The following is a 12112-nucleotide window of genomic DNA, read 5'->3' as shown; positions in this document are numbered from 1 at the left end:
GGGGGTCGGGGAGCAGATTCTCGAAATCCGGCGCTAAGGATTTACGGCAGATAGTAGCGTACTATCTGCCGTAACTCGTGAGTCGTCCTGCCGCGATGGTCGTTCCGGAGATGGGCGACTCCGGAAACTATCTGCCGTAGTGCTGAAGGGCGGTCGGGGTGGGATCGGTGAGCTCGCTACCGGCGCGGGCCGCCGGGATCCGGCTGGCGGACGCGACGCGGACCTTTCTGGGCACGATCGCGGCGGTGAACACCCGCCGCGCCTACGCCTCGGCGTTGGATCGGATGGTGCGCGACTTCGGCGCGGACGGCGATGTCGGGTTGTTGAACCCGGATCGGGTGTCGGGGTGGTTCGACTACGTGTGGGGCGACAAGGCCCCCAAGACCTACAACCTCCGGCTGACCGCGGTGTCGGCGGCGTGCGCCTACTGACGCGATCAACAGTGGCTGACCGGCGATCCGGTGTCGCGCCTGCGGGCGCGGCCGAGTGCGCCGGACAACAGCAAGGCGATGACCGCCGCCGAGGTTGCGGAGCTGCTGGGCATGGACGCGGCCCTGCGCGAGCGGGTGTTCTGGTCGATGCTGTATGAGTCCGCCGCGCGGGCGGAGGAGATCCTGAATCTCGACATCGAGGACCTGGACACCGTGAACCGATGCGCCACGGTCACCCGCAAGGGCGGCGCCCGCGAGGTGATCTATTGGCAGACCGGCACCGCACGGCCGCTGCCCCGGCTGATCGCCGGACGGAAGTCCGGGCCGCTGTTCCTGACCGACCGCAAAGCCAAGCCGTCGGTCGCCAAGACCGACACCGACAACTCGACCGGCCGCGCCCGACTTTCCTACCGCCGCGCCGCGACGCTCCTCGAGGAGCACACCGAAGGGATGCGACGCGGACCGTTCACGCTGCACCAGCTGCGGCACTCGCGACTGACCCACGCCGCAGAGAAGGGCGCTTCCACGCCGATGCTGATGGCGTTGAGCGGACACACCTCGGTGCGCAGCCTGGTCAAATACGCGAAGGTCTCCGCCGAGGCGCTGGGGCGCTGGCAGGCCGAGACCGATCCCGCTGCGCGGCGGCGCTCCCGCTGAATCTCTCAGTAGCTGACGGTGACGAGTTCCGGCGCGTGTCTGCGTATCTTGTTCAGCACCTTGACTGTTCGGCCCGAGCGCATCTGCTCGAGGGGGGCCGAAAGAGACCAATCAAGTGCGGCACCGTCGATGGGTGTGGTCTTCCGCGTCCGGGAACTCATAGCCGCTGCCGGGCGTGCGTGGTCGTGGTGTTTGTCGGATCCGGCGGGGGCACGGCCGAGAGTAGGGCCGTGAGGTCGCGCGAGACCTCGCCGGGGTTGGAACAGCCGTGGGAGATGAGCGCGCGGGAGCGCGGCTTCGGTCAGGCCGTATCGGATATGGACGGCGTCGTGGTGTTGCAGGATCGCCAACGTGTGGATTCCACTGGCGATCAGGCCACCGAACTGGCCGTCCTGCGCCGCCGCCCGGTCGATGTGAAACCACTGGGGATCCCAGTGGGTGGCGAAGTCGACGAGTTCGGCCTCGGTCACCGTGTGTGAGCCCAAGTCGAAACGCTGGCCGATGCCCAGGTCCTCGGCGTATACAAGGCGTGTGTGCTCATGGTGCGATCCCACCTGCACGCCGACGGGTTTCACCGCGGCGCCATGCGGATCGCGCCGTCGAGGCGGATGGTTTCGCCGTTGAGCATCGGGTTGGTCACGATCGCCTCGACCAGCTGCGCGTACTCGGCGGGGTCGCCGAGCCGGTTCGGGTGCGGCACCTGCTGTCCCAGCGAAATCTGAGCCGCCTCGGGCAGCGTGCCCAGCAGCGGGGTCTTGAACAGGCCGGGCGCGATGGTGTTCACCCGGATCAGCAGCGACGCCAGGTCGCGGGCGATCGGCAGGGTGGCGCCGACGATCCCGCCCTTCGATGCCGAGTACGCGGCCTGTCCGATCTGCCCGTCGAAGGCCGCGACCGAGGCGGTGTTGACGATCACGCCGCGCTCGCCGTCGACGGGCTCGTTCTGCGACATCGCGTGCGCGGCGAGGCGGATGACGTTGAAGGTTCCGGTCAGGTTGACCTTGACGATCTTCTCGAATTCGGCCAGCGGGAACGGTCCGTTCTTACCGACGGTCTTGACGGCGTTGCCGATGCCGGCGCAGTTCACGGTGATTCGCAGTGAGGACTCCGCGTTGGCGCGCTCGACCGCCTCGGTGACCGCGGCCTCGTCGGTGACATCCGCCGGAGCGAATTCCACGGTGTCGCCGAGAGCAGCCAGCGCATCCGTGTTCGCGGTGGGCAGGTCGACGGCGATTACCCGGGCGCCCGACTTGGCGAGGGCGGTGACGGTGGCCAGTCCGAGGCCCGAGGCTCCGCCGGTGACGAGTGCGTTGGTTCCGGTGATATGCATGAATACTCCTGACGAAATAGGTTGAGAACATCGGGTTTTTGACAAAGTGAGGTGTGACTGACGCAGTGGTGTCACTGCGCGAAGGTCAACCTCATAAGGCGCGGCCGATGAGTTCCTTCATGATCTCGTTGGTGCCGCCGTAGATCTTCTGCACGCGGGAAGCGGCGTACATCTGCGCGATCGGGTACTCCATCATGTAGCCGTAGCCACCGAAGACCTGCAGGCAGCGGTCGACGATCTCGCACTGCTTGTCGCTGCCCCACAGCTTGGCCATCGACGCGGTCGCCGCGTCGAGGGTGCCGTCGAGGTGACGCTGGATGCAGTGGTCCATCAGGGTCTTGCCGGCCAGCACGTCGGTCTTGCACTCGGCGAGTACGAACTTCGTGTTCTGGAAGTTCAGGATCGGCTTGCCGAAGGCGTGACGTTCCTTGGCGTACCTGATGCTCTCCGCCACCGCGGCCTCGGCCACCGCGACACCGCCGACACCGAGGATCAGCCGCTCACGCTGCAGCTGACCCATCAGCTGGTAGAAGCCCTGCCCCTCGACGCCGCCGAGCAGATTCGCTGCCGGCACCCGCATGTCGGTGAACGACAACTCGCGGGTGTCCTGGCCGTGCTGGCCGATCTTGTCCAGCACCCGCCCACGCTCGAACCCCGGAAGATTCTCCGTCTCCGCGACGAGCAGCGAGATACCCTTGGAACCTTGGCTCGGGTCCGTTTTGGCGACGATGACGAGCAGGTCGCAGTGCGACGCGTTCGAGATGAACGTCTTCGAGCCGTTGATCACGTAGTGGCCGCCGTCGCGAACCGCGGTGGTCCGTACGGCCTGCAGGTCCGAGCCGGTGCCGGGTTCGGTCATCGCAATGGCGAGGACGCTCTCACCGCTCGCACATTTCGATAGCCAGCGCTTCTTCTGGTCCTCGGTGGCATAGGCGGCGATGTAGTGCGCGACGATCGTCGAGTGCACGGCGAAGCCGAACGCGGTGTCGTGGGCGTAGGCGATCTCCTGCTGCACGATCGCCTCGTGGCCGAAGTTGCCGCCCCCGCCGCCGTATTCTTCGGCGATGTCGAGGCACAGCAGTCCCGCGGCGCCGGCCTTGGTCCAGAACTCGCGGTCGACCTGGTGCTGCGCGGCCCAACGGTCCTGGTTCGGGGTGGCTTCCTTGCGGAAGAACTCGGCGGCGTGCTTACGCAGCAGCGCCTGATCGTCGGTCTCCCACGGGGAGCGGTAATCGGGGAACAGCTCGCTCATGATCGGTCCTACTTTCCGGTGAATTCGGGGGCGCGCTTGGCGAGGAACGCGGCCTGGCCCTCGCGGCTGTCGGCGGAATGGATGGCAACGTGAAAGTTGCGCTTCTCGTGCTCGAGTCCTTGCGCCAGAGAGGTTTCCAGGGCCTGGAGGGCGGCATCCTTGGCCAGCGCCACCGCGAGCGGTGAGTTGGCGGCGATCCGCTGCGCCATGGCGACCGCCGCTTCGAGGGCGGTGCCGTCCGGGACGGTCTCGGCGACGATGCCGGCCGCGCACGCCCGCTGTGCGGACAGGAAGTCGCCGGTGAGCAGTAGGGCCATCGCCTTGGACTTGCCGACGGCCTGAATCAGGCGCTGGGTTCCGCCGCCGCCCGGGATCACGCCGAGCTTCACCTCCGGGACACCGAACTTGGCGGATTCGCCGGCGATGACGATGTCGCAGGCAAGCGCCAACTCGCAGCCGCCGCCGAGTGCGAGGCCCTCGACCGCAGCGAGGACCGGCTTCGGGAATCGGCCCAGGTCGGCCCAGATGGTGCCGCCCAGCGCGGCTCGATCGCCGAGCAGCGACTGGTCGCGAATGGCGTCGAAATTGGTGATGTCGGCTCCGGCGCAGAAGATCCCGCCGGCGCCGGTGAGCACGATGGCACGGATCTCGTCGTCGTGCCGAGCCGCGACGAGCTCGGTGTTCAAGGCGGTGAGCACCGCCTCGTTCAGACTGTTGCGAGCCTTGGGCCGGTTGATCTCCAGGATCAGGAGGTGGCTGTCGCGGGCCGTGCGTAGCGGGGCGTTGTCGGGGTTCATCGGACGTCCTCGTAGACGTTGGTGTGCGCGGCGCGCATGGCCTTCTTGTCGAGCTTGCCGACGCTGGTGCGGGGCAGCTGGTCCAGATACAGGACGGTCTCGGGCAATTGCCATTTGGCGAATGCATCGGCGAGCAATTCGTGGATCTCCGACAGTGGAAGTTCCTGCCCGTCGGTCGTCACGACGAGTGCTACTGGACGCTCCTGCCACTTCGGGTGCGGGACGCCGATGACGGCCGCCTCGGCGATCTTCGGATGGGCAACGAGTGCGTTCTCCATGTCGATGGAGGAAATCCATTCGCCACCCGACTTGACCACGTCCTTGATCCGGTCGGTGATCTTCAAGTAACCATTCGGGTCGATGGTCCCGACATCGCCGCTACGCCAATACCCGTCGAGGAACTTGTCGGCGTCGTCGTCGAGCTTGTGATAGCGCTCGATGATCCACGGTCCGCGCAGCAGCACTTCACCCTGACTCGTGCCGTCGTGCGGGAGATCGTTGCCTTCCGCGTCGACGATCCGGATGTCGATGCCGTTGACCGGCAAACCCTGCTTACGCTTGAGATCCCACTTCTCCTCGTCCGAGATCACACCGCGCAGCGAGGGCTTCAGTCCCCGGTTCACCGCGACCAGAGGGGTGGTCTCGGTGGCGCCGTAGGCGTGGATGACGTCGGCTCCAGTGATGTCGTGGAAGTCGCGCATCAGCGACAGCGGCGGCTCGGTGGCACCGGACAGCAGCCGCGCGCGGGAGAAGTCCGGTGCGACCGCAAGCGTCTTGATGTAGTTCATCATGGGCTGGAAGATCGCCGGCGCACCGTTTGCGACGGTGACTTGCTCCGCGATCATCGCGTCCACGAGGACGGATGTGTCCTCGGCGATGTAGCGACCGGGCAGCACGATTTTTGCGGCACTGTAGGCGGCCGCCTGGGGTAGGCCCCAGCCCTGGCCGTGGAACATCGGCGTGATGAGCATGACGGCATCGTCGCTGCTCATCCCGAGTCCGGCGACCTCGGCGAGGGTGTGCAGGTAGATGCCGCGATGCGAGTAGTAGATGCCCTTGGGCCTGCCGGTGGTGCCGGTGGTGTAACACGCGCTGTAGGAGGAGGTTTCGTCGATGACCGGCCAGTCGATCTCCGGGCCGGCGTCCGCGAGCAGGTCCTCCCAGTGCACCGCGTGCGGGAGCGTGGTGGTGATGTCGGCCAGCGGCTTATCGGTCATCACCACCCACGTCTTCACGTTCGGCGTATGCGGTGCCAGCGCCTCGGCAACCGGAAGCAGCGACTCGTCGATGAGGACCACCGATGCATCACTGTGTCCGGTGACGTAAGCGAGATCCTCTGGCGCCAAACGCAGGTTCATCTGCAACATCACGGCAGCGAGGCCGGGAATCGCCCAGTACAGCTCGTAGTGCCGCTTGCTGTTCCAGTCGAGGATCCCGACCACATCGCCCGGCCCGACGCCGATCGAGCGAAGTGCATTGGCACTTCGTTGGATTCGCGCGTAGGCATCGGCGTAGGTGTACCGGTCCCAGCCGCCGTCCGCGGTGCGGTACACGATCTCCTGCTCGGGATAGGTGCGCGCGGCGTGCCGGATGATGGTGGTGGTGTTGAGTTGATAGTGGTCGCCGTGGGTGGAGGGCAGGCCCCTCACGATCTCGTGGCTCATGACGTCCTCAGATGCGTTCGATGATGGTGGCGTTCGCGGTGCCGGTGGCCTCGCAGACGGTCTGCAAGCCGAACCTCTTGCCGGAGCGTTCGAGTTCGCAGAGCAGGTCGGTGAGCATCCGGGCTCCGGTCGAGCCCAGCGGGTGGCCGAGGGCGACGGAGCCGCCGTTGACGTTCAGCTTGTCGTCCGGGACGCCGAATTCCCGTTGGAAGATCAGCGGCACACCGGCGAAGGCCTCGTTGACCTCGAACAGGTCGATCTCCTCGACGGCCAACCCGCTTCGGCCGAGCGCCTTGTGGGCGGCGTCGAGGATCGCGGTGAACTGGATGATCGGGTCGGCGGCGGCGACCGACAGCGCGCGGAACCGGGCGCGTGGGATGAGGCCGTTGCGCTCGGCGTACTCGCGGTCGGCGATCAGCAGCGCGGCCGCGCCGTCGCTGATCTGCGAGGAGTTGGCCGCCGTGGTCCGCCCGTCGGCGCCGAACACGGCTTTCAGGCTCGCCATCTTGGCGGGGTCGATGTGCTCGCGGATGCCCTCGTCCGAGTCGATGACCGGACCGGTCGGGTCGTCGGGGTCGGCGGTGATCGGCACCATCTGGTCGCGGAACTTCCCGGCCCGCGTCGCGGCGTGCGCCCGCTCGTGGCTGCGAGCGCTGAACGCGTCCAACGCCGCTCGGCTCAGGTCGAACCTCTCGTTCATCAGCTCCGACGACGGGCCCTGCGCCATCAGCCCACCGTCGTAGCGGTCGAGTTCGCGCGGGCTGTACTGCGGGCCGAGCGGCGCGCCGGGCAGGAACGCCGGAGGCATCGGCACCCGTGACATCGACTCGACGCCGCAGGCGATCACCAGGTCGTGGGAACCCGCCATCACCGCCTGGGCGGCGAAGCTGACCGCCTGCTGCCCTGAACCGCACTGGCGGTCGATCGTCACCGCGGGGACCGACTCGGGCAGCCCGGCGGCGAGCACCGCGTGGCGGCCGAGATTGCCCGACTGGACATCGTGCTGGATGACGCAGCCGGTGATGACGTCCTCGATCGCGGCGGGGTCGACGCCGGCGCGGGCCACAAGCTCCCGCAGCGTCTGCCCGAGCAGGTCCACCGGATGCCATGCGCTGAGGATCCCTCCGCGACGGCCGACCGGGGTCCGGACCGCGCCGACGATAACGGCCTCGCGAACACTCATGACAAAGCTCCTTGTGCTGAATTACGGGGTGCCGAATCGCGGATTCCGATCAGGGGAATGTCGAGGCGCTTCGCGACCTCCTCCCATTCGCGCGTCGGCTTGGAAAGAAACGTCTGCTCGAGCTCCTCCTGGGTGCCCTCGACACCGAGACCGGCGCGGGCGCGCTCCCAGAAGTGCGGCTCGAGCGCGGCCAGCGCGACGTGGCCGTCGGAGCTGGAGTAGATCCGGTAACCGGGATGCGCCCCGCCGAGCGGCGCGCCCGCTCCCATCAGACCGTGCCGAACTGCGGCGCCGGCGTCGGCGGCCGCCTGTTCGAGGACGACCCGCTCGCGGTGTCCCACGCCGGACTCCGCGGCCACGCGCAGGGCGAGCAGGGCCGCGGACACGGCGCGCTCGGCGCCGAGCAGGTCGGCCACCGGGACGGTCGGCATCGTCGGCGGCTGGAGAGTGCCGTGCAGGGCCTGGTACGTCAGGTCATGGCCGGGCTGCTCCGCCGCGATCCCGTCGTGCCCGACGATCTCGATATGCGACAGGTGCGGATTCGCCGCGGTCAACTCGTCCAGGCCGAGCTTGACCAGCGCCGAGGGGCGCATGGCGGTGAGCATCAGGTCGGCACGCGACAGCTCGCGCGCCGCCACCGCCCGATCAGCGGGGTCCTTGAGGTCGAGGGTCACGACCCGCTGGCCCACAGTGAGCTCGTCGTACCACGTCGGCGCCACGGCCCGCAGCGGGTCGCCGGCCGGCGGTTCGATCTTGGTGACGGTGGCGCCCAGCGCCCGTAGCCGCGCGGCGGCGAGCGGGCCCGGCAGATTGATCGCGAGCGACACCACCTGCACGCCCTGCAGCGAACTCGACTGCGACATCATCAACCCCTTTTTGACTATACTGATGTATAGCCATTAATGCGCATGTACTGTCTAATGTCAAGGGTGTATGCTTTTTTCCCTGATAGGAGGCAATTTCTGTGACCGACCCCCGCGCCAGTGACGAGGACCTCACCGCGAAGGCCCGCATTCGCAACGCCGCGCTCGACCTCTACGCCGAGCGCGGCGAGGATCGCGTCTCGATGCGCGCCGTCGCCGCCGCCGCCGGGGTCGCCGTGGGATTGGTGCAGCACCACTTCAAGACCAAGGACGGGCTACGCGTCGCCGTCGAGCAACTGGTCGTCGACTATTACGCTCTGGCGATCGCCTCTGTGCCGGACGAGGGCGCCCCAGCGCAGGTCGCCGCCGCTCGAGACGAGGCGGTGCGGCACATGCTCGCGACGCATCCGACGGTGGTGAACTACATCCGGCGCGCTGTGCTCGATCCGCAGGGAAAGAGCGAGTTACTCGAGCGGCTGACCGACCTGAGTCGCAGAGAGATCTCCAAACTCCGCTATTCGGGCAAGACCTCGACACGGCGATCCGAGTCCTCACAGGTCATCGGGCTGATGGTTCGTCAGCTGGGGCAGCTGCTCATGCAGCCGATGATCGATGACATGTGTGACTTCCTCGACCGGACGGGCGTGCCGCACAGCGACAAACTGACGCTCTCCGTGACCGTAATCTAGCGGTAGTTTGTTGGGTCAGGTCGGAGGTAGAGGTGCAGGCCGTGGCCTGTTTCGCGGCTCAGGAGAGACTTCCGCCGACATGCGTCGTCAGGTCCTGAGCGGTCATCCGCCACCCTTCGACTCGCGCTACTCGTCGTCGTCGGCGTCCGGGTCGCGCAGCGGTCGGTGAACTCCGCTGGGGTCGGGCAGGTGGAAGCTGTAGTGCCCGTCGATGCCGATGTGGGCGCGCACGAACGCCGACAATCGCTCGACATCGGTGTCGAGCACCGGGTATCCGCCGGCTCGCAGCGCGGCGAGGGCGCGGTTCTCGTAGACGGTGTTCCACACGACGACGCAATTGAGCACCAATCCCAGCGCCGAGAGCTGGTCTTCCATGCCCTCGTAGTAGGCGCGGGTCATCTCGCCCTTGCGGCCGTGATAGATCGTGCGCGCCAGGTCGTGACGACCCTCGACGAGATTGGACTGGGCCTTGCCCTCGCGCCGGTAAGGTTCGTCGTCGGCCAGGCGCAGGATGTGCAGGGTCTTGAAGATCCGCCCGAAATGGGCGATGGCCTGGCCCAACGCGGTCGGCTGCCCGTCGCGGGAGATCATCCTGGTGACCTCGTGCGCCGACACCTCACCGGAGTGGATCGACACCGCGATCCGGCACATGTCCTCCCAGTGCGCGGCGATCTTGGCGGTGTCGATCACCCCGCGCGCCGCCTTGTCCAGCGGCCCGTAGTCGGCTCGGGCGTCGATGCGCCACAACCGCTGATCGGGCAGGTTCGCCAGCTGCGGCCGGTACTGGCGGCCGATCAGATGCAGCAGTCCGAACACGATGTCGGAATACGACCCGGTGTCGGTGATGATGACCTCCGGAATCCGCCCGCCGTGCTGGGACACGATCACGTCGATGGTGTGCAGCGAATCGCGAGGTGTTCCGCGCAGCACCTTGCCTGCCAGCCCGGCGGACTGGTCGTTGAGCATGTTCAACCAGGTGATGCCCAGTTTCCGGCCGAAGTACTTCGGGTTCGGGCGGGCGTTATGGGTGCGCACGGGCACCACGAACCGCATCCCGTCCACCGAGGCGACCAGCCCGCCGCCCCACGCTTGGGCCAGGGGGATGTCGGCCTGGGCGTCGACCAGCACGGCGTTGGCCGCCTCGATGGTCTCGGCCCGCACGTAGCACTGGTCGACGTGCAGCAGCCGATCCCTGGTCAGGGCGTCGACACCAGGCGTTGTCACCGGTTTGAACCCGACGTTCATCGCATAGGAACAGAGCACGGCCGCCACCGACAAGCCGAGGTCGGCGACGCGGGCCTCGTTGCCCGAGGTGTGGGTGAACGCCTCGGTGAAACCGGGATGCCAGCTCATCACCTCCGTGACCAGTTCCGGCAGGTCCACACGCGGGATCATCGCCTCCACCCGGCGGCGCAGGTCGACCAGCGACGCGGGCTCGGCCTTGGCGTCCAGCGCGGCGACGTGCAGTTTGCCGTCGGCGTCGATGCTGGCTGGGGTGTCCTCGCCCAGCCGTGCGGCCAACTCCCGATAAGCGGTCTCCAACGCCGTCGCGTGATCGGTCAGCAGCTGCGTCGGCGCGGCGGGCAGGCCCAGCGCGTTCATGCCGGCGTCACGCGCAGCCTCCCAGGCTTCGCCTGCCAGCAGGTGCGCCCGCGGGTCGCGCCACCGCGACGAACGCACCGCGAAGATGCTGCGGTGCTTGAGGTGTCGGTGGAACTGTTCCAACACGCAGATCGTGTAGGAGTTCCGGTCGACGGTGCCCTCCGGTCGGCCCGGCGTGTAGATCAAGCGCTTCCACGCGCCGACGATCAAGTCGTGGTCGACCTTGCGGGCGTCCAGCAGGTTTGCCGGGATCTTGCCCGACGACCTGGATGTCAGCAGCTCGGCGAGGGTCTTCATTGCCGCCAGGACGGCGGCGCCGTCACTGGTCGCGCCGAACTCGATCGTGTCCATCAGCATCGACAGGAACGGGCGGACCGTGGCGAACTTGCCGGCCAACTCGATCAACCGCTGCCCATCCAGCTCCGCGTCGTCGGCGGGCACCAGCTCGTCGACCGCCTGGACCGCGTGCCGCAACTCGGCCCGGGTGACGGTCTTCTCGATCATGTCCAACACCACGCCCAGCCCGACGTCCTGGTTGACCTCGACCATCTCCAGCAGCACCTTCACCGCTGCCGCGAGCTTGCCTGCGTTGCGTGACACCCTCGGATAGCGACGCAGCTTCTCCTCGCGAGACTCCCGCTCGGCCTTGGACAGAAGCTTCGTCGTCATCAACATGTCGAAGGTCTCCAACACGTCGTCGACCGCCCGCGCGCTCAACACAACGACCGTCGCGGCCAGCACCGCCAAGCGCTGCTCACGCGTGGGCAGCCGCCGCAGCGCGGCGGCCTTGCTCGCCAACCCGTAGGTCGCCAACCCCGTCAACCGACGCGGCGGGATCGCCCTCACGTCGATGCTGTCCACCCCGACCGCTTGCAGGTCGACAACCCTGCGCAGCGCCGCGAGCATCCCCTTCGACGACGCCTTGAACACGCCCTTGCGCAGCCGCTCCAGCTCGCTGACCTTCTGCCCGCCCTCCGCAGGAACCTCCAGCAGCCGCAACAAGGCAGACGCGGACTCCGAGGTCAGCTGCTCGCCGAGCTGGCGCCACAACCGGGCGTCCGCCGCGTTGCGGCCGTCGCCGATCAGCCGCTCCAACGTGGTGATCCCCGGCAGCAGCGCCTGACGCTTCCGCAGCCATGTCACTGCGTCGCCGAAGATCGCCTTCGGTCCGTCGCCGGTCATCCACGCCTGGTCGACGATCCACGACGTGAGCTCCGACTCCATCTCGCCGAACGGCTTGAGTCCGTACACCTGCTGGATTTCCCAGGCGTGTTCGAGCTTGGTCTTCTCCCGATCGGTGTACCGCTTCACCATCGACGGATCGGAGATCTCCAACTGCTCGGCCAGATACTCGATCAACGCGGGCGGGACATCCAGCGGATCAGCCAGGAACATTCCCAGGTGACGCACCGTCACCACCTGCACCGCGAACCCCAGACGGTTGTAGTCGCGCCGCCGCGCAGCGATCAGCCGCCGGTCCTCGTCATCCAAGTAGCAGTAACGCTCCAGCTCCTGCCGAGACAACGCACCGAACCGGCCATAGCCGCCCTCATCAGTCACGACGACATGAAATCACCTACAGCGCAAGGTCGCTCGGCGATTGCCCCTTAGCGCCGGATTTCGTCAATCTGCTCCCCGACCCCC

At 67.3% G+C, this 12112-nt stretch carries 10 protein-coding genes and 1 pseudogene; 3 read left to right on the top strand and 8 right to left on the bottom strand.

All coding sequences use genetic code 11. The annotated features are described in order from the left end of the window. The first annotated feature begins 167 nt into the window (after nucleotides 1-167). The gene (locus KXD98_RS28345; protein ID WP_225330463.1) at nucleotides 168-431 is read left to right on the top strand and encodes a hypothetical protein; all 264 of its coding nucleotides are present in this window, start codon (nucleotides 168-170) and stop codon (nucleotides 429-431) included. A 30-nt stretch (nucleotides 432-461) separates the two neighbouring features. Next, a complete protein-coding gene (locus KXD98_RS28340) occupies nucleotides 462-1088 on the top strand; it encodes a site-specific integrase (RefSeq protein WP_011331207.1) in 627 nt (208 codons plus the stop codon). 335 nt (nucleotides 1089-1423) lie between these two features. On the opposite strand, the pseudogene KXD98_RS28335 reads toward KXD98_RS28340, so the two are convergent. The 7 genes and pseudogenes from KXD98_RS28335 to KXD98_RS28305 all read right to left on the bottom strand — a co-directional run. Beyond that, nucleotides 1424-1663: pseudogene (locus KXD98_RS28335) on the bottom strand (MaoC/PaaZ C-terminal domain-containing protein); the annotation flags it as partial. Continuing rightward, nucleotides 1660-2418: a 3-hydroxyacyl-CoA dehydrogenase gene (locus tag KXD98_RS28330; RefSeq protein ID WP_011331213.1), complete on the bottom strand. Its 759-nt coding sequence runs from the start codon at nucleotides 2416-2418 to the stop codon at nucleotides 1660-1662. The pseudogene KXD98_RS28335 and the gene KXD98_RS28330, both read right to left, overlap by 4 nt. Nucleotides 2419-2509: 91 nt before the next feature. After that, a complete protein-coding gene (locus tag KXD98_RS28325; protein WP_011331214.1) occupies nucleotides 2510-3670 on the bottom strand; it encodes an acyl-CoA dehydrogenase family protein in 1161 nt (386 codons plus the stop codon). Nucleotides 3671-3678: 8 nt separating this feature from the next. Next, nucleotides 3679-4467 carry an enoyl-CoA hydratase/isomerase family protein gene (locus tag KXD98_RS28320; protein WP_011331215.1) on the bottom strand — a complete coding sequence of 263 codons (789 nt, stop codon included), beginning with the start codon at nucleotides 4465-4467 and terminating at the stop codon, nucleotides 3679-3681. Further along, on the bottom strand, nucleotides 4464-6131 hold the full coding sequence (locus KXD98_RS28315; protein ID WP_011331216.1) for a long-chain-fatty-acid--CoA ligase: 1668 nt from the start codon (nucleotides 6129-6131) through the stop codon (nucleotides 4464-4466). Before KXD98_RS28315 ends, KXD98_RS28320 begins: the two co-directional genes overlap by 4 nt. A gap of 7 nt (nucleotides 6132-6138) precedes the next feature. Next, complete coding sequence (locus tag KXD98_RS28310; protein ID WP_011331217.1) at nucleotides 6139-7314, bottom strand: thiolase family protein; 1176 nt, start codon at nucleotides 7312-7314, stop codon at nucleotides 6139-6141. Beyond that, nucleotides 7311-8177, bottom strand: coding sequence for a CoA transferase (locus KXD98_RS28305; RefSeq protein ID WP_011331218.1), 867 nt, complete (start codon nucleotides 8175-8177; stop codon nucleotides 7311-7313). The genes KXD98_RS28310 and KXD98_RS28305 overlap by 4 nt, the downstream gene beginning before the upstream one ends. Before the next feature lie 101 nt (nucleotides 8178-8278). Between KXD98_RS28305 and KXD98_RS28300 the strand changes: the two genes are divergently transcribed. Further along, complete coding sequence (locus tag KXD98_RS28300) at nucleotides 8279-8866, top strand: TetR/AcrR family transcriptional regulator (protein WP_011331219.1); 588 nt, start codon at nucleotides 8279-8281, stop codon at nucleotides 8864-8866. 126 nt (nucleotides 8867-8992) lie between these two features. Here the strand turns inward: KXD98_RS28300 and KXD98_RS28295 are convergent, their stop codons facing one another. Continuing rightward, nucleotides 8993-12028, bottom strand: coding sequence for a Tn3 family transposase (locus KXD98_RS28295; RefSeq protein ID WP_011331220.1), 3036 nt, complete (start codon nucleotides 12026-12028; stop codon nucleotides 8993-8995). Nucleotides 12029-12112: the final 84 nt, after the last annotated feature.

Origin of the sequence: Mycobacterium sp. SMC-4, assembly GCF_025263265.1 — a bacterium.
In the GTDB taxonomy this organism is placed as follows: Bacteria; Actinomycetota; Actinomycetes; order Mycobacteriales; family Mycobacteriaceae; genus Mycobacterium.
The sequence above is the reverse complement of the archived record's forward strand: the minus strand, read 5'-3'. Positions and strand labels throughout refer to the sequence as shown.